Annotated in this window: 17 protein-coding genes; 5 read left to right on the forward strand and 12 right to left on the reverse strand. The window is 63.9% G+C overall.

The window, feature by feature from the left end; genetic code table 11:
• Positions 1–153: 153 nt before the first annotated feature.
• On the forward strand, positions 154–1,032 hold the full coding sequence (locus tag ABID58_RS25165) for a substrate-binding domain-containing protein (protein WP_502916430.1): 879 nt from the start codon (positions 154–156) through the stop codon (positions 1,030–1,032).
• Complete coding sequence (locus tag ABID58_RS25170; protein WP_354035411.1) at positions 1,029–1,586, forward strand: PQQ-dependent catabolism-associated CXXCW motif protein; 558 nt, start codon at positions 1,029–1,031, stop codon at positions 1,584–1,586. Before ABID58_RS25165 ends, ABID58_RS25170 begins: the two co-directional genes overlap by 4 nt.
• A gap of 167 nt (positions 1,587–1,753) precedes the next feature.
• Here ABID58_RS25170 and ABID58_RS25175 read toward each other — a convergent pair whose 3' ends face one another.
• The 6 genes from ABID58_RS25175 to ABID58_RS25200 all read right to left on the reverse strand — a co-directional run bounded on the left by ABID58_RS25175 (position 1,754) and on the right by ABID58_RS25200 (position 6,598).
• Positions 1,754–2,053 carry a copper-binding protein gene (locus tag ABID58_RS25175; RefSeq protein ID WP_148756488.1) on the reverse strand — a complete coding sequence of 100 codons (300 nt, stop codon included), beginning with the start codon at positions 2,051–2,053 and terminating at the stop codon, positions 1,754–1,756.
• Positions 2,054–2,189: 136 nt separating this feature from the next.
• Positions 2,190–2,804, reverse strand: coding sequence for a hypothetical protein (locus ABID58_RS25180; protein ID WP_354035413.1), 615 nt, complete (start codon positions 2,802–2,804; stop codon positions 2,190–2,192).
• Positions 2,801–3,649: a lanthanide ABC transporter permease protein PedC gene (locus tag ABID58_RS25185; RefSeq protein WP_148756486.1), complete on the reverse strand. Its 849-nt coding sequence runs from the start codon at positions 3,647–3,649 to the stop codon at positions 2,801–2,803. Before ABID58_RS25185 ends, ABID58_RS25180 begins: the two co-directional genes overlap by 4 nt.
• Positions 3,646–4,452 (reverse strand): lanthanide ABC transporter ATP-binding protein PedB/LutE, encoded by an 807-nt coding sequence (locus ABID58_RS25190; RefSeq protein ID WP_148756485.1) that lies wholly within the window; start codon positions 4,450–4,452, stop codon positions 3,646–3,648. The genes ABID58_RS25185 and ABID58_RS25190 overlap by 4 nt, the downstream gene beginning before the upstream one ends.
• On the reverse strand, positions 4,449–5,432 hold the full coding sequence (locus tag ABID58_RS25195) for a YVTN family beta-propeller repeat protein (RefSeq protein ID WP_354035415.1): 984 nt from the start codon (positions 5,430–5,432) through the stop codon (positions 4,449–4,451). The genes ABID58_RS25190 and ABID58_RS25195 overlap by 4 nt, the downstream gene beginning before the upstream one ends.
• On the reverse strand, positions 5,417–6,598 hold the full coding sequence (locus ABID58_RS25200; RefSeq protein WP_354035416.1) for a lanthanide ABC transporter ABC transporter substrate-binding protein PedA1: 1,182 nt from the start codon (positions 6,596–6,598) through the stop codon (positions 5,417–5,419). The genes ABID58_RS25195 and ABID58_RS25200 overlap by 16 nt, the downstream gene beginning before the upstream one ends.
• Positions 6,599–6,725: 127 nt before the next feature.
• On the opposite strand from ABID58_RS25200, the gene ABID58_RS25205 reads away from it, so the two are divergent.
• On the forward strand, positions 6,726–7,229 hold the full coding sequence (locus tag ABID58_RS25205; protein ID WP_354035417.1) for a DUF3280 domain-containing protein: 504 nt from the start codon (positions 6,726–6,728) through the stop codon (positions 7,227–7,229).
• Positions 7,230–7,262: 33 nt separating this feature from the next.
• Here ABID58_RS25205 and fghA read toward each other — a convergent pair whose 3' ends face one another.
• Entirely contained in the window at positions 7,263–8,108 is an 846-nt protein-coding gene (gene fghA / locus ABID58_RS25210) for an S-formylglutathione hydrolase (protein WP_354035418.1), read from the reverse strand.
• A gap of 88 nt (positions 8,109–8,196) precedes the next feature.
• The gene (locus ABID58_RS25215; protein ID WP_354035419.1) at positions 8,197–8,817 is read right to left on the reverse strand and encodes a response regulator; all 621 of its coding nucleotides are present in this window, start codon (positions 8,815–8,817) and stop codon (positions 8,197–8,199) included.
• A 204-nt stretch (positions 8,818–9,021) separates the two neighbouring features.
• Here ABID58_RS25215 and ABID58_RS25220 point away from each other — a divergent pair, with 204 nt between their 5' ends.
• The gene (locus ABID58_RS25220) at positions 9,022–10,380 is read left to right on the forward strand and encodes a histidine kinase (RefSeq protein ID WP_148756479.1); all 1,359 of its coding nucleotides are present in this window, start codon (positions 9,022–9,024) and stop codon (positions 10,378–10,380) included.
• Positions 10,381–10,545: 165 nt separating this feature from the next.
• On the forward strand, positions 10,546–13,011 hold the full coding sequence (locus tag ABID58_RS25225) for a TonB-dependent receptor (protein WP_354035421.1): 2,466 nt from the start codon (positions 10,546–10,548) through the stop codon (positions 13,009–13,011).
• A 23-nt stretch (positions 13,012–13,034) separates the two neighbouring features.
• Here the strand turns inward: ABID58_RS25225 and ABID58_RS25230 are convergent, their stop codons facing one another.
• The 4 genes from ABID58_RS25230 to ABID58_RS25245 all read right to left on the reverse strand — a co-directional run bounded on the left by ABID58_RS25230 (position 13,035) and on the right by ABID58_RS25245 (position 17,748).
• A complete protein-coding gene (locus ABID58_RS25230) occupies positions 13,035–14,753 on the reverse strand; it encodes a S8 family serine peptidase (RefSeq protein ID WP_354035423.1) in 1,719 nt (572 codons plus the stop codon).
• A 76-nt stretch (positions 14,754–14,829) separates the two neighbouring features.
• Entirely contained in the window at positions 14,830–15,288 is a 459-nt protein-coding gene (locus ABID58_RS25235; RefSeq protein ID WP_148755778.1) for a hypothetical protein, read from the reverse strand.
• A gap of 80 nt (positions 15,289–15,368) precedes the next feature.
• Positions 15,369–16,127: a hypothetical protein gene (locus ABID58_RS25240; protein ID WP_148755777.1), complete on the reverse strand. Its 759-nt coding sequence runs from the start codon at positions 16,125–16,127 to the stop codon at positions 15,369–15,371.
• Between the two features lie 529 nt (positions 16,128–16,656).
• A complete protein-coding gene (locus tag ABID58_RS25245) occupies positions 16,657–17,748 on the reverse strand; it encodes a M48 family metalloprotease (RefSeq protein ID WP_354035424.1) in 1,092 nt (363 codons plus the stop codon).
• Positions 17,749–17,833: the final 85 nt, after the last annotated feature.

Below are 17,833 nucleotides of genomic sequence, written 5' to 3' on the forward strand. Positions count from 1 at the left end.
ATCTTTGACGTGAGATGCGACACTTTTCCGCCTCAGTTCAGGGCTTGCCGCATTGCACTGCAGCACAACAAGCCAACGCAAGGTTTGGCAAACATGGTGCGTCCTGCGTTGCATGGATAGCATTCGAATGAAATGAAATGAGGAGGAAGCGCGATGGAGGTCGGACGACATCGTCGCTGGTTGTTTTCACTGTGTGTGATGGCGGCATCTTGTGCGATCGGCGACGTCGCCCGCGCGCAGACGACCGATAGTGGTGACCTCTCGTTCGAGCTGGTCGACCCCAAGGTGCTGCGCGTCTGCGCCGATCCGCGCAATCTGCCATTCTCCAACGAGAAGGGCGAGGGAATCGAGAACAAGCTCGCCGAGCTGTTCGCGGACAAGCTTCAGAAGAAGCTCGACTACGTCTTCTTCCCGCAGGCCACGGGCTTCGTGCGCATGACGCTGGGTGCGCATCGCTGCGACGTCATCATGGGCTTCCCGCAAGGCGACGATCTCGTCCAGGGGACCAATCCGTATTATCGCACATCGTACGCGCTGGTTGCGAAAGCGGGCAGCGGGCTGGAGGACGTCGACACGCTCGAAGACCCGAAGTTGAAGGGCAAGCATGTCGGCATCGTCGCCGGCACGCCACCCGCGACCAACATGGCCATCGCAGGCCTGATGGGCGATGCAAAACCTTATCCGTTGATGATCGACACGCGCTACGACAATTCGGCGCAGGCCATGATCGACGACCTCGCTGCCAGTAAGATCGACGCCGGCGTGCTGTGGGGACCGATGGCAGGGTACTACGCCAAGAAGGTCGGTTCGCTGCACGTGACGCCGCTGGTGAAGGAAACCACCGGTCCAAAACTGGTGTATCGTATCGGCATGGGCGTGCGCGCCGTCGACCAGAACTGGAAACGGCAGCTCAACAAGCTGATTCAGGAGAACCAGGGCGAGATCAACAAGATCCTGCTCGACTTCGGCGTGCCGCTGCTGGATGAAAACGACCGGCCGCTCGGTGCGGGGACGGCCAAGAAGGCGCCATGAGGCGGCCTCTTGCCGCTGCGCTCGTCGCCGCCGCCCTGGCGGTGCCGGCTTTGGCGCAGCAGCAGGAGCCGTTTGAGCCCGAAGGGTATCGCACCGACAATTACCGCGCGCCGGTGCCGGCGACGCTGGAAGGCGCGCGCGTGCTGACGACGGCGGAGGCCGAGGCGATCTGGCGCGCAAAGAGCGGCGCCTTCATCGACGTGCTGCCGCGCGCGCCGAAGCCAAAGAACCTTCCAGCAAGCACGGTCTGGCGCGACGCACCCCGGAAAAACATACCCGGCAGCATCTGGCTGCCGGATACCGGCTACGGCGCGTTGCCATCGGCGATGGACGGTTATCTCCAGCGCGGTCTCGCGCAAGCGTCATATGGCGACAAGGCCACGCTGCTCGTGATCTATTGCCTCGCCGATTGCTGGATGTCCTGGAACGCCGCCAAGCGCGCGCTCGCTTACGGCTATTCCAACGTCGCCTGGTATCCCGAGGGCACCGACGGCTGGGAGCATGCGAAGCTGCCAACAGAGGAGGCACAGCCGGAGCCGCGGCCTGAGCAGTGAGTGGCTCGATTCCTCCATCATTGCGAGCGCAGCGAAGCAATCCAGAGTCCCTCTCCACGGAAAGATTCTGGATTGCTTCGCTGCGCTCGCAACGACGATGTGGAGGCCGATTGCATCCGTCAGCCGGATCGACCCGCGGCGAGCAACCTCCGCAGCGAAACCCAGCCCTACTGCTTCTGCAACTTCGTCAGTGTGCCGGAGCCATCCGCGTCGGTCGCGGAATACGTCACCCGATCGCCGGCATGGACGGTATCCAGCATCGCGGCGTCCTTAGCCTTGTACTGCTGCAACGCGCCGGCGCCGCCGGCACTGCCGCCGACCGTGCCCTTCTGCGTCTGCTGGATCGAGATCGTATTGTTGAGCCGATTGATGCTGGTGACCATTCCGGTCATGTCGTCGGCAAAAGCGGAGGACGCGAGCATGCTGATGGCTGCAGCGCCTGCGAGGATGAATCTTGCTGTTCCCATCGAGGCCTCCCGGCATTGGATGTTCACATCGACAAGCCATCCTAGATCGATTTGGTTCCGGCAGATAGCGTGGCAAACATTAATGATCGCATTGAAATCGCGGGAACTTTTGTGAAAGCCGCCAGCAGGGCTGACGCTATTCCATCTCCTGCTGGATCACGCGGCCGAGCGCAAACAGGCGCTGATCGATGGCGGTCGGAACCTCGCAGACGAAGCGCACCACCTTGCGGCGATCCTCGAAGATGCGGGTCTCCCAGATCAGCTGGTTGCTCATGGCATCGACCTTGGCGTCGTCGCGCGGCGTTGCGTCCTGGAGCGCCTGGAGCTGGATGGTCTCCTCGCGGATCTTGTCGGCGGCCTCGCGTTGCTTGCGGCTGACGCGTTCGAGCCCGCTCATGACTTGCGAGCGCTGGGCGTTGAGCGTGTCGAACAGGCCGGCGAACAGCAGTTTTGCGTTGGCGGTCTTGTCGGCCGCGGAGCCGCCCAAAAATTCCTTGATCGACCTCTCGGCCTCGTCCAGCGGCGTCTTGCGCGCGGCCAGCTTCGAGACCAGCGCGCTAACCTTGCTGTCGTCCTTCCACTTGCTCTCGGCGTCGTCGAGCGCAGGACCGGCCCAGACGGCGGCGAGCGAGATGTCCGGAACCTTGGCCTGCGAACAGGGCCAGTCGGGATAGCGCGGATCGGCTGCGCGCGCGGCGGCGGTCGAGACCGCGAACGCGAGGGCTGCCATGGCAAGTGTCCGAACCATCATCCTTCGCCTCCCGCAGGCCCGCGCCGCGCCAGCCCGCGCGAGGGATCATAGGCATAGATCGCGGCGGTCATGAAGACGATTGTGCAAACTCCGACCACGGCCAGCGAGATCCAGTTGATCTGTCCATACAGCGCGAAGCGAATCAGCTCGACCGCATGGGTGAACGGATTGGCCTGGCAAACATAATAGAGATAAGGGCTGCCCTCCTGCACCCGCCAGAGCGGGTAGAGCGCGGAGGAGGCAAAGAACATCGGGAAGATCACGAAGTTCATGACGCCGGCAAAATTTTCCAGCTGCTTGATGCCGGAGGAGATCAGCATGCCGAGCGAGCCCAGCATCAGCCCGGACAGGATCAGCGCCGGCAGCACCGTGAGATAGCCGATCGGGGGCGGCGTGATGTCCCAGAACCAGGCGATGATCAGGAACGCATAGACCTGGAGCAGCGACACCGCGGTGCCCGCGAGCAGCTTGCAGAACAGCAGGAAGCCGCGCGGCAGCGGGCTCACCAGCAGCGTGCGCATGTTGCCCATCTCGCGGTCATAGACCATCGAGAGCGAGGACTGCATGCCGTTGAAGAGCTGGATCATCGCCATCAATCCCGGCGCGATGAAGACCTCGTAGAGGATGTAGGTCTCGTAAGGCGGGATGATGGAGATGCCGAGCACCTGGCGGAAGCCGGCCGCAAAGATGAACAGCCACACCAGCGGCCGCACCAGCGCCGAGACGAAGCGCTCGCGCTGATGCAGGAAGCGCAGCCCCTCGCGCCAGACGATGCCGGTCAGGCAGGTCATGTACTCGGAGGCCGAGAAGCCGCGCGGCGCCTCGCGCGTGGTGATGCTGCTCATGCGCCGCCTCCCGGCATCACTTGCGCGCCGGTCAGGCGCATGAAGGCGGTGTTGACGTCCTGCGCGCCGGCCTCGCCGATGACGCGGCCCATCGGGCCCTGTGCCAGCACCTTGCCCTGGTGCAGCACCACGAGGTCGTCACTGGGCATGATCTCGTCGAACAGATGCGTGGCCCAGAGCACGCCGATGCCTTGCTCCGTCACGAGCTGGCGGACATGGCTGATGATGTCTGCGCGTGCCTTGACGTCGAGGCCGACGGTCGGCTCGTCCAGCAGCAACAGCCGCGGCCGGTGCAGCAGCGCACGGGCGATCTCCAGCCGCCGCATCTGCCCGCCGGAGAGATCGCGCACCTTGCTGCCGGCGCGGTCGGCGAGGCCAATGCGCGCGAGCAGCTCGGCGCTGCGCGCAGCCGCCTCGCGCCGGCTGATGCCGTGGAGGGCGGCGTGATAGAGCAGGTTTTGCGTCAGCGACAGATCGAGATCGAGCGTGCGCGGCTGGAACACGACGCCGAGCAGCCGCAGCGCCTCGCCGGGTGAGCGGCTGATGTCATGGCCGAAAATACCGACGCGGCCGGTCTGGATGCCGAACAGCCGCGTGATCAGCGAGAACAGCGTGCTCTTGCCCGCGCCGTTGAGGCCGAGCAAGGCGGTGAAGCTCGCAGGTCTCACGTTGAAGGAGACGTCGATCAGCGCCCGGCGCGGGCCGTAGGAATGGCTGACGCCGTCGATCGACAGCGCCGGCACCGCGGCCGGATCAGGCCGTGGCGTCTCGCGAGGTTCGGCGATGGGAGCGGGGCTGGTCATGGCGCGATCGTGATGCCCCAGGGCAGTTCGCCCACCTGAATGGTCTTGATCACCTTTTGCGCGGCGACGTCGATGACGGAAACGTCGTTGGACACGCCATTGGTGGTGAGCAGGTATTTTTCATCCGGCGTGAACGCCATGTGCCAGACGCGCTGGCCGACCAGGAGATATTTCGTCACCTTGCGCGTGGCGACATCGACCACGGCGACTCGGTTGGCGGGGCCGAGCGCGACAAACGCCGTTTTATCATCCTTGGTCATGCCGATACCGACCGGCTGGATCGCCTCCTTCCTCAAGCCGGGAATCTCGAAATTGACCTTGCCGATGACCTCGTGCTTCTGCGGGTCGACGATCGACACGGTGCCGCCGATCTCGGAGGACACCCACAATTCGGACGCGTCGTGCTTGAACTCGGCAAAGCGCGGCCGGGCATCGACCAGCACATTGGCGACGATCTGGCGCGACGCGGTGTCGATGAAATGCGCCATGTTGGTTGTCTCGGACGTGTTGATCAGAATCTTCCCGTCCGGGCTGATGGTCATGCCTTCGGGCTCGACGCCGACCTGGATGTCGCCGAGGCGCGCGCGCTTCTCCAGATCGATCACCGTCACCGTGTTGTCGTTCTCGTTGGCGACATAGAGTGTCTTGCCGGCGGCATCCTGGGTGAACAGTTCAGGGTCGGGCCCGGAGGGCAGGGTGTCGACAACGGCTTGCGTCTTGGCGTCGATCACCTGAATGGTGTCGTCGTCGCCGACCGCGACCATCACGAATTTTCCATCGCGGGTGAACTCGATGCCGCGCGGACGCTGGCCGACCTTGATGGTCTTGGTCACGGCCCAGCTCTCGGTGTCGATCACCGACACCGTGTTGCTCTTCTCGTTCGAGACATAGGCGATGAAGGCATGCGCGGGCGCCGCGACGAGCACCAATCCGGACAGCAATCCCACACGCAACATCCGTGTCCTCATTTCAGCTTGCATTTGCTCTCCGGGCGATCGTAGCCGAGCGTGTCGAGCTCGGAGACCTGGTGCAGAAATCCTTCCTGCGGCGACACCGACACCACCATGCGGCCGTCGACCAGCAGGATCGGCTGGCGGAGCTGGAGATTCCAGTCGCGCAGCGTCAGCTTGGTGCCCTTGAAGGCGGCGACGGAGAAGTCCGGTCCCTTGATGAAATCGGTGACCTTCTTGACGTCGCCGGAATTGGTGCGCGAGGTGGCCTCGCCAATCATGCGCACGGCAGTCCAGGCCTGCATGTCGAGCGCAGTCATGCGCCGCGAATTGAGCTTCATGAAGCGGTTCTGCATCTGCGTCGCGCCCCATTGGTCCTGCGCGGCGTCCCAGCTGCGCGGCACCAGGCCCGCCGAGCCCGCGACGGGGCGGGGATCCCAGGTGCGGTAAGGCAGATAGGCGGCGAATACCTCGCTCTCGTCGGCGGCGACCAGCACGTCGTAGGCGGGCGCGGCTTGCGTGAACACCGGCATCTGCCGCTGGATCAGCGTCACGCCCGAGTCCGTGCGGCGCGCGCCGCCGGTGTCCTCGAAGGTCCGCTCCTGCACGATCTTGGCGCCAAAGCGCGTGGCGGCGCGACGGAGTGCATCGGCGTATAGCTTGTCCTTGTCATGCGAGCCGACCACCAGCAGCCAGCGCGGCCATCGCTTCCACACCAGGTACTGGCCGAGCGCGTCGGCCAGCATTGAGCGTGTCGGCGCGGCGTGGATCACATTGGCGCGGCAATCGGCCTCGCGCAGCCGCTCGTCGATTGCGCCGGCGTTGAACAGCAGCGTGCCGCGGTCGCGCAAGGCGTCGGCGGCCTTCAACAGTGCATCGGCCGGCAGGTCGGTGACGATGAAGCCGTTGTGCTCGGCGAGCGCGGTCGCGGCCTGGACCACGTCCTCACCTTCCCTAATGCGGCGCTCCTCCAGCGTGAAGCGCTGGTTCAGGAATTTCCCTGTGGTGTTGTTGTCCTCGATCGCGAGCTTCGCGCCGGCGACGCCGTCATTGTCCGTGGGCTGCTCGACCAGCGAGAGCGTCGATCTGGTGCCGGCGACACCGAGATAGCCGACGCCGATCGTGACCGGGTCGGCCGCGAGCGCTTGCATCGCTGCCAGACACAGGCCGATCGGGCCGAGCAACCATCGGATCATGCTTCCTCCTGACGTCCTCCCCGGCTTGACCGTCGGTGAAGAATTGTCTCTCTTGAAGCATGACCGATTTGGCCGGGCATGCAACCCCGCATTTGGTCGTCGCGACACCACAGGCGGAATCACGATCATGCGAGCGCTGATATGTTTCGCGGCTTTGCTGCTGATGGGTTCGCAGGCAGCCGCCGATCCGCCAAAACTTGCCGTGTTCGATTTCGAGTTGATCGACACCAGCCTGCCCGGCGAGTTCTACGGCTCCCGGCCGGAAGAGGCGCGGCTCGCGCATATCAGCGACCAGTTGCGCAAGCAACTGGCCGACTCAGGCCGGTTCCAGCTGCTCGATATCGCGCCGGTGAGGGATGCCGCCAGTCACGCCAATCTGCAGGCCTGCGGCGGTTGCGACCTCAAGCTTGCCGGAGAGCTCGGTGCTGACCTCGAGATCACCGGCATGGTGCAGAAGGTCTCGAACCTGATCATCAATCTGAACATCTATCTGCGCGACGTGAAGACCGGCAACATGATCACCGCGGCAAGCGCCGACATGCGCGGCAACACCGACGAATCCTGGTCGCGCACGATGAGCTATCTGATCCGCAACCGCCTGCTCGCGCCGAATTACGGCAAGCCGGAGTAGGTGCAAAGCCCTCACAGGGGGAGAAGGAAGAAGCTACCCCTTCAGCCGCTCCGCATGCCAGTGCAGATGGTCGCTCATGAACGTCGAGATGAAATAGTAGCTATGGTCGTAACCCGGCTGACGCCGAAGCGTCAGCGGGATGTTGGCCTTGTTGCAGGCCGCCTGCAGCAGCTCGGGACGAAGCTGCTCCTTCAGGAAATTATCGGCCTCGCCGACGTCGACCAGAAAGCCTGCGTATTTCGCGCCATCCTCGATCAGCGCCACCGTGTCATGGCCGCGCCACGTATCCTTGTTCGGCCCGAGATAGCCGGTCAGCGCCTTGATACCCCACGGCACCTGCGACGGTGCCACGATCGGAGCGAAGGCGCTGGCCGCGCGATAGCGGTGCGGGTTGCGCAGCGCCACGGTCAGCGCGCCATGGCCGCCCATGGAATGGCCCATCACCGATTGCCGCTTGGCATCGACTGGAAAATGTCCCGCCACGAGCTTCGGCAGCTCGTCGGTGACATAGCTCCACATGCGATAATTGCGCGCGAACGGCGCTTCGGTCGCATCGACGTAGAAACCCGCGCCCAAGCCGAAATCATAGGCATTGTTGGCGTCGCCCGGCACGTCGGGGCCGCGCGGGCTGGTGTCGGGCGCGGCGAAGATCAGGCCGAGCTCGGCGCAGGCTTTGCGAAACTCGCCCTTCTCGGTGACGTTGGCATGGGTGCAGGTGAGGCCGGAGAGATACCAGACCACGGGCAGCCTGGTGCCGTCGGCATGCGGGGGAACATAGACCGAGAACACCATGTCGGTGCCGGTCGCCTGGCTCGCATGGCGATACACGCCCTGTACGCCGCCATAGGAAGTGTTGGTCGAGACAGTCTGGATCGTCATGCCGGTTTGCTCCGTGGCATCTCACCACATCAAGAATGCAATGCTCGTGTGTCCGAATTAGCGCGGGAACGCAAAGGCTGACCCAGGGTCAGGCGACACCGCTGTCGATCGCCAGCCGCACCAGCTCGACCGAGGTCTTCACCCCGAGCTTCTGGCGCATGATCGAGGAGGTGTTGGCGACCGTCTTGTAGGACGATTGCACCAGCCAGGCGATCTCGGACAGGCTCTTTCCCGCGCTGAGCAGCCGCAAAATCTCCATCTCTCGCGCATTCAGCTTCGACAGCGGGCTTTGCGCCAGCATGGGCCCTGCGAAGGCGATGCTGCGCGCGATCGCGCTCGGAAGATAAGTGCCGCCGCCGCCGACGGTGCGGATCGCCTCAACGAGATCGTCGGGGTCGCCGGTCTTGGAGACGTAGCCCTTGGCGCCGCATTCGATCGCGCGCGCGGCAAAGGCCGGGTCGTCGTTCATGCTGAACATGATGATGCGGGCATCAGGCGCGCGTTCGAGGATGCGGCGCGCAAGCTCGAAGCCGGAGACGGTCGGCAGGTTGATGTCGATGACGCAGAGGTCGGGGCGCTCGACGATGAACACGCACTCGCCGTCTTCGGCATCGGCGGCCTCCAAAATCTCGATCTCGCCTTCGTCGGCCAGCACCGCGCGGCAGCCGGAAGCGACAATGGGATGATCGTCGACTATCAGAATGCGCATAGGCGTTCCCCGTGACAGCGCATCCCCGTGAAAGAATTTGCCTGTTTTCGCGCCGCATGATTCCGGACGAGACGGACGCGCGCCTCATGTCGGGTCATGCAACCCGGCCGGGATTGCTGTACGCTTCCGATTAGATATCGGGCGCTTCGTCTCTGTCAACGCTATCGGACAGGCGCGAGCGATCCTTTGGGGCAGGCGAGAGCAATGTGGCAAAATCTATCCTTGCGCGGGCGCATCAACCTCCTGCTGGCGCTGCTGCTTGCGCTCGGGCTCGCCGTCAACATCGCCCGACAGGTGGCGGAGGCCGGTCCCCGCGTCCAGGCCGAGGACCAGAGCGTGATCCGGCTGGCGCGCGAGTTCATCGAGATGATCGTTGCCGATCTCAACGAGGCGCCGGATCCCGACGCCAGGCTGAGCCAGATCGCGCGTGACCTCAATCGGCTCCGCCATGTCAGCATTGCGCTTCGGGACGCAGGTGGGAACCCGTTGACGCCGCCGCGCACCGAGGCCGATGACGACACGTCCGGGCCACCGGCCTGGTTCGTCAGCCTGGTTCATCCCGAGCAGACCGCCGTCAACGTGCCGGTCTCGGTCCATGGCAAGCCTGGCTCGCTGGTGATTACCTCGCATCCCAATGACGAGATTGCCGAGATATGGGATGCCATCGTCACGCAGCTCGAGGTCGGTTCAGTCATCGCGCTGGTGCTGTTTCTGGTGATGATGACGGTCGTCGGCCGCGCGCTCGCGCCGCTTGAGTCGCTGACACAGACGATGGGTGAGCTCGAGGACGGCCGCTACGACGCGCGTGCAGTGCCCGACGGCGCGCCTGAGCTCGCTGCGATCTGCACCAAGCTCAATCATCTCGCGGCGACGCTTGGCGAGGCGGTCGAGGACAAGCGGCGGCTTGCCGAGCGCGCGGTGTCGCTCCAGGACGTCGAGCGCAAGGAGATCGCGCGCGAGCTGCATGACGAATTCGGGCCGTATCTGTTCTCGCTGCGCGCGCATGCCAGCGCTCTCGCAAAGCTCGCCGACGGACGCGCACCAAGTGCAGATGCAGTGCGAAAACACGGCGGAGCCTTGCTGGAGCAGATCAATGCGCTGCAGCAGTTCACCCGTCGCGTGCTGGAGCGCTTGAGGCCCGTCGGCCTTGCCGAGCTTGGCCTTGGCAAGGCGCTGGAATCGCTGTCGCGGCTGTGGCGGGAATCGCATCCCGACGTGAACATCGAGACGACGATCTCGCCGGCGCTTGGGGTTACGGGCGAGACCGCGGACCTGACGATTTATCGCGTCGTGCAGGAGGCGCTCACCAATGCGTTCCGCCACGCCGGCGCGACCGCGATCAATGTCGTGATCGAGCCGGCGGAGCAGCCCGGCCGCGACGGTCGCTGCTGCGCCCGGGTCCGGGTCAGCGACAACGGCCACGGCATGGAGCCGGGCCAGAAGCTCGGCTTCGGCCTCGTCGGCATGCGCGAGCGTATTCTGGCGCTGGGCGGCACGCTCAACGTGGCGTCGGGCGAGGGCGGCGTCACCGTAGAGGCGCTGGTTCCAACCGCTGCGGCCTGATCGCGTCCGGTTCGATCGGGAAGAATTCCCGATTTGGTCGGGAAAACGGGTACGGATTGTGCCCGACCTTTTGCGGCTGGTGCATGAGCCGCCGCCGAATACACTCGTCACAACCAACGGTGAAAACCAAAACAGCTGAAGGTTACGGGTGGGACAATACTAGGAATGCGCAAGCTGGGACACACGCGGCGTCTGCTGATGGCCTTGGTCGCGACCGGGTTGGTGTCCGGACTCTGTTTCGGGACCAGGGCCCGCGCTGCGCAGGACGAAGAGACCAACGTTCAAAACCTGCCCGCAGTCGAGGTGGTGGCGCCGCAGCCGACCCCGCGGCGCGCGTCGCCGCGGCCGGTCGCGCGGACGGCTGCGAGCTCCGGCAAGCCGAGGGAGGGCAGGATTTACGTCTACCCGACCGCGCCTGGCACCGGCAGGGGTCTCGATGTCGACAAGGTTCCGTCGGCGATCAACGCCGTTGACGCCAACCAGATCAAGCGCACCGGCTCGCTCAACGTCACGGATGCGCTGCGCGACAACATTGCCGGGGTCAGCATCAGCGAGGTGACCGGCAACCCGTTCCAGCCGAACGTCGAGTTTCGCGGCTTTGTCGCCTCGCCCGTGACCGGCACGCCGCAAGGACTCGCGGTGTACCAGAACGGCGTGCGGATCAACGAAGCGTTCTCGGACGCCGCCAACTGGGACCTGATCCCGACCGCGGCGATCAGGTCGGTGACGCTGGTGACCAATAACCCGGTCTTCGGCCTGAACGCGCTCGGAGGCGCGATCAATCTGCAAATGAAGGATGGCTTCACCTATCAAGGCGCGGAGCTTGATGCCATGGGCGGCTCGTTCGGCCGCATCCAGGGCTCGGCGCAATGGGGCAAGGTGGTCGACCAGAACTACGGCATCTACGCCGCGCTCGAAGGCCTGCACGACAACGGTTTTCGCAACTTCTCCCAATCGGACGTGCGGCGCTTCTACAGTGACGTCGGCTACAAGGCCGGCGACAGCGAATTCCACGTCAATATGGGGGTCGCCAAGAACGATTTCGGCGCCAACGCCACCGTTCCGGCCGAGCTCCTGGGTAAATATTGGGGCGCGACCTACACGACACCGCAAACCAGCGCCAACCGAGTCGGCTATCTCAACCTGACCGCCAGGGCCGACGCGACGCCGACCTGGACGCTCGAAGGCACCGCGCATGTGCGCAGGTACGAGCAGAAGATCATGGACGGCAATCCAACCAACGTCGGCGAGTGCACGGCGGACGCGACGTTGCTGTGCTTCGGCGACGGTGCGACGCCCGCGAATGGCACGAACGGCGTGCAGCTTGGCAATCCCTTGGCGCCGGGAACGATCCTCGGCGAGATCGACCGGAGCTCGATACGGTCGACCAGCTTCGGCGCATCGGGGCAGGCCACCAACACCGATCAGTTGCTTGGGCATGACAACCGCTTCGTGATCGGCACAAGCTATGATGCCAGCGTTACGCGCTACGGTGCCACCGCCGAGATCGGTTCGATCGGAGAGAACTATGTCGTGAGCGGCGGCGGCATCTTCCTGGGGCCGACCGGCACGATCGATACCGGGTTTGCCGGTCCCGTCTCGCTGCGGACCGTCAATCAATATAACGGCCTCTATGCGATGGACACGTTCAACGTCACGGATGCCTTCGCGATTACCGGCGGAGGCCGCTTCAACGTGGCGCGCATCTCGCTGGAGGACCAGCTCGGCACTGCGCTCAACGGCGACTACACCTACACCCGGTTCAATCCGGTGATCGGCGGGACCTACAAGATCACGCCGGAGCTGACCGCCTATGCCGGCTATTCCGAGGCCAACCGCGTGCCGACACCGCTCGAGCTCGGCTGCGCCGATCCGAACAATCCCTGTCTCATCGCGGCGTTTCTGGTCTCCGACCCGCCGTTGAAGCAGGTCGTGTCCAAAACGGTGGAGGCTGGCCTGCGCGGTACCAGGGAGCTGAACATCGGCACGCTCGGATGGAAGATCGGCGGCTTCCGCGCCACCAACTATGATGACATCCTGGCCGTCCCCGTTCCCGGCCGGACCGGCTTCGGCTATTTCACCAATGTCGGCAGGACACGACGGCAGGGGCTCGAGGCCGAGGTCAACATCAAATCACCGACGCTTCAGTTCCAGGCCAGCTACACCTTCGTCGATGCCCGCTTCCTCGACGCATTGACGCTCGGCTCTAACAGCCCGTTCGCCGATGCCGACGGAAACATCCAGGTCTTGCCCGGCAACCAGATACCCGCGATCCCGCGTCACCGCGTCAAGGTCGGTATCGACTACGCCGTTACCGATGAGTGGAAGGTTGGCGGCAATGCGCTGTTTGTCTCCAGCCAATACCTGGTCGGCGACGAATCCAACCAGTATTCCAAGCTGTCATCCTATACGGTCTTCAATCTGCACACGTCCTACCAGGTCGCCAAGAATTTCCAGATCTACGGCAAGATCGACAACGTCTTCGACAATCGCTACGCGACCTACGGACAGTTCTTCGACACCGGCGCTCTGCCGAACTTCACCAATGGCGGAAACCCCTTCACCGATCCGCGCTCGCTGAGCCCGGCAAGGCCGCGTGCGTTCTACGCGGGGGCGCGGGTGACGTTCTGAGGACTGCGGGGCCCGATCATTCTCTAAGGTCCCTCCGCTAGACCCGCCAGCGCCATCGCTGCTCTGAGTTCATGCACCGTCGCTGTTCCCCCGCCGGCAGCCTGGAACGCCAGAGGGGCCGGATTCAGCGGAAGCCGCGTCACGTTGGCAGGGCCGCGCAGCGGCTCGAACATCATCGCCTGGCTTGCGCCGAATGGAATCCGGTCGAGCTGCCGAATGGCGCTGCGCATCTCGCGCAATCCCGAATTCAGGGGCATGGCGAGGGGCCGCTGATCGGACCAGACGCCGAGCGCGCGGGCTGCATCCGGCAACCCGGCCCCGGTCTGCCATGGATGGCCGATGGGCTGCGCCGTATCCTTCAGAATTTGGAACAGGCGTTCGACCCGATGGGCATCCTTGGCGACGAAGCTGCCCTTGAAGTCGATGTGGTCGGCGAGGATCAAGGCTGCGAGCGCGGCGACGTAAGCCGCCGCAATCGAGGTGCCATCGCAGACCGCGTAGCCGTCCGGCGACTGGCAGGCAATGACCGCAACACCGGGCGCGCAGAGGTCGAGTTCGGACCCGCGGCAAGAAAACGGCGGTACAAACAACCCGCCCGCCGCCGTAGTGGCGGCTGCGGCCTGCGCCGCCTGCGGACTGTCTTCCGGGAAGCTTCCCATCTGTCCGACCGCACCGACCGCCACGACATGCGGAGAACAGGCCGGAAACAGCATGCCCTCTCCGGCGTTGCCGGCGGCCGCGATGATGCTGACGCCTTGCTGCTTGGCCATGGCAATGTGCTGCTCAACCAGCACGGAGCCGCGCTCGCAACCGACTCCGACGCACGCCACGTCGATGCCGTTTTGCAGGCAATCATCGAGCGCTGCGATCAGGTCGCTGCAACGGGCATCCAGGGGAAGCTTGCAAACATGCAGCTCGCTGTCCGGGGCGTAGCCGCGGATGCCGTGATCTGCCTGTGCGGCCGCATTGATGATGCCGGCGCAAGGCGTGCCGTGGCCGGTGACGTCCTTTGACCATGAGCGATCTTCGCCACTTCGGGCATCGGTACCGTGTTTGATGTCAGCCAATTGCTTGTGGCTGGTCGCCACGCCGTTGTCGATGAGCGCGATCTTGACGTCAGCTCCACGGCAGTGGTCAGGAACCTGATCGAAGTGCATCGCTTCGCCGCCCCAATCCAGCCGGCCATGTAGCGGCAACGGTTTCAGGGTGAGGGTGTTCACCGCATCGGCCTCGATATAGGGCCGCTGTTGCCACAAGCCCCAATGGCCGGAGCGCGCACTGACGAAAATGGCGGCGATTGTTTCCGGTACTTCGCCCAGCAGCGCAAGATCGACGTTGCCATCACGGTCGGTCCGTCCTTGAGCTGACGCCTGCTCGCCAACGAGCCGCACAGTTGCATGTTCCACAGGTGCACCTGCTTCGCCGAGAACCCGGATCGTCACCTTCAAGTCCGGCCCGAGCGCGGTCATCGTCGTGGCCGCCGGGATGAAAGAGGAGGCCGAGCCGGCAAAGGATGCAGCCCGCAGATGGCTGTCCGGCTCGATGATCAGGCTGCCGGCCGTGGAGCGGCGCAAGGCGGCGGCGGCTTCGCCGGGCATGCGCACGATCGCAATTGGCGGGCCACTGACGCCGCGCTGGTCGTGGGTCCACAGGATGTTGCCGAACTGGTTCAGTTGTTCGGCCAGCGTTTGAGCGCTGATGCCGGCGCCCGCCGGCGCGATCATGTATTGAGTGGTGCGCACTGGTTTGCGTCGATTGTCGCTCGAGGTCGGTCGCGCATCATCTGGACTCGTTGCCATGGCGTCGCCTCCTTTGATTTCAGTGGATAGAAGATTGCGTGCGATCGATCGAAGCCTGTCGCAGCAACGGAAGGTGGGGATCGGCTGCGCGGGCGGCTTCGATCGCGCGATAGGCGAAATAGATCAGGTTGAAGGCCTGCGCAAAATCCCGCTCGGTAAACTTGTTGGCTGCCTGGGTGACGATCGAGACGCAGTTTTCGAGGCCCGCATGCTGTGCGGCGTTGGCCTCGAGATAGGCAGAGAGCGAACGCAGCGATTCTGCGGTCATGTCTCCGATCATGTTTTCCGCAGCCTGATGATCGAGCACCGGGTTCGGTATCGGGAAGGTGCCGGGCATGGTCCGGAACGGCTGCTCGAACCCTTGGGACTGCAGGCGCAAGAGCAGCGGCATCAGATTGCTGAGCAGGCCCACGAGTTGCTGAATGTCTGACGAGTGCCGCTGTGACGCGGTTGCGGCAGAGGGATTGGAATCCGACATGAGGGTTCTCCTTCGGAGGAAGCGTTCGCAACGGCAGGCGCGACCGCCGCTTTTGGCGGCGGTCGCGCCTTACCGCACGGTCAGATCATCCGCTGCTGGCCGTAGGCCTGAAGGTTACCGATGACCTGGGGAATGACGCCGATCAACTGGCGGGTGATGTCGGCGACATCTTGCTGCGTTAGTTGTCGCTGCTGGCCAAAGCCGGTCGGACCGCCGAATGCCGCCTGGAACTGCGGCGCGCCGAACTGCGCACCCCACATCTGCGCCGGCTGAGTCTGCGTCGGATAGCCGAGACCGAATTGACCAAGGCCTCCGAATTGACCCTGACCGGGACCGCCGTGCATGGCCGAATGCTGCATTTGGGGCTGGCCCTGCAGCATTCCCACGATCTGCGGCACGATGGGCAGGATCTGTCGCACGACCTCGCTCACGTCTTGCGGACTTAGCTGCCGCGGCGCCTGGCCGTAAGCCGCATAGCCCATTCCCGCGAACGGAGTCTGAGCTTGCGCGAGAATTTGAGGTAGCGCGGGTACCAATTGGCGCACGACCTCATTCACGTCCTGTGGCGAAAGCTGGCGCTGTTGGCCGCCCCAGTGCTGCTGTCCCCCACCCATTTGCCCGCCCCAGCCGGGGCCATATCCAGACGCGCCAAAGGGCGGCTGACCGCCGAACTGCCCGTATTGCTGTCCATAGGCAGCCTGGCCCAGTCCAAGACCGCCTCCTCCATACTGTTGGCCGCCTTGCGAACCGAAAGCTCCGGATCCCCATTGTTGCGGACCGAACTGTCCAAATGGCGAACCATGCGCGAGGTTCTGTTGAAGGGTGTCATAGTAGGTCATCGCTTGATCTCCTTGCGATGGTTGGTGCCCTCAGCCCAAAATTCTGCTCAGGCCGGTCGCATGCGCGACCCCTTCGCTGGAAATGGCCGTCCATCACGCCGGTGAGTCGGCGTTGGACCTTCAAGTTCAAATGCTTGGCACGGAAGTCTCAGCCGCAAGCAATATCACCCGCTTGGGAGGCGCGAGCTGCGTCCCCTCAAGATGACAAGCCGACGGTGAAATGTTTTAGAGCGGCAAAATGATAGCCGTCGAGAGATATGGGAGCGGATTTTCCTCGCTGGCATGGTGGCCAGCCATTTATGTCTTACGTCCCGCTCAAGCGTTCGGCAATTACGCTGGCTTCTCCCCGGTTCTGCAATGAGCAGAGACGCGGAAAACGTACTCACCTCCAAATGGTTTCGCGCAAGCGCGGCGATATTTTGGCGGCAATCAAATTTCACAAAAGTTTCAAGCCGCGCGGATTTTCGTCAGCACTCTTTGCCTGGTTAGCGAGCCTTCCGATGTGCATCTGTGTCAACTTCAGCGAATGCTAATAGGCGAGGTTGAGCAATGTGCCGACGCGCTCGGAGGTGGCGGGATGGCTGCGAAGCAAGCGCATCGGATCATGCACGAATGCGGACGTGCGGCTTGGTGCAGAGCCGGTGTGATGGCGCTCCAGCTTGTCGAGTGCGGCGATGAGCGCTCGCGAGTCGCCGGTCAGTTCGAGCGCCGTTGCATCTGCATCCAGTTCGCGAACGCGCGACAGAGCGAGTCCAAGGAGCTGGCCGAGAGTCGGTGCTGCGCTCAGCAGCATCGCCAATGGCCGGCTTGACGTCATGCCACCGTGATGATGGCTGGTTCGCAGCAGCGCGAGACCGGCGAGCGAGGTCCAATCGATCGCGTGTCGCAACGCTGTCGCCCAGCCCATCGTCCGGGCGTCATTGTTGCGAATATGAGCGACTTCATGGGCCAATATCCCGGCAATCTCGTCGTGCGTCAGGCCGCGTAGCAGGCCTTCGGTCAACACGATCGCACTGCGTTCCGGTCCGCCGAGTGCATAGGCATTCATGTCGCGCGGTGCCGGCAGACAATAGAGATCCGGCAATCGCACCAGGCCGGCCCGGCTGCAAACTTTCGTCAGAATGGCGAACAGGTCCGGCACCGCGGCAGGGGACAGCAGGCGGGCGCCGAACCAGCGATACACATTCTCGCGCGAGAGGACCGTTTCGTCGGGACGGGGCGTGCTTCCCAACAGCGCCCGTTGCATGCCCTCGGCTCCGCCGGCGATCCAGCCGCAGATGGCCAGCAGCAATGTCATTGCAAGGATCGCCAATTGAGAAGATTGATGGTTCGCAGCCTGATGGGCGTGCCACCGAGGCCGCAACCGCCACTGGTCTCTCGCGTTCAGCTCGATACGGCATCGCAGGAAGAGGCCTGCCTCTCCGGACGGCCAATGGATCTCCACGGTGACGGTAGGGCCGCGCCGTAAAACGCGCAGCATCTCTCGCGGCGCAAGTCGCACCAAAGCGAACGAAAGGCCTGGGGTGAGGCCGGCAGCGACATCCTGGCCGGGCCGATCACCACGCAACGCCATCAGGCTTACGCCAGCGTGAATCATCCCTGTCCCCTCGTGCGCCTTCAAGGCGAAAAGTTACGGGTCTCCCGGTACCTTGTCATGCGAGTTTCATGCCTTGGACACAGAAAAGTCCCGGTATCCACAACGGGGG

Origin of the sequence: Bradyrhizobium sp. S3.2.6 (genome assembly GCF_040546885.1) — a bacterium.
Classification (GTDB): Bacteria; Pseudomonadota; Alphaproteobacteria; order Rhizobiales; family Xanthobacteraceae; genus Bradyrhizobium; species Bradyrhizobium cytisi.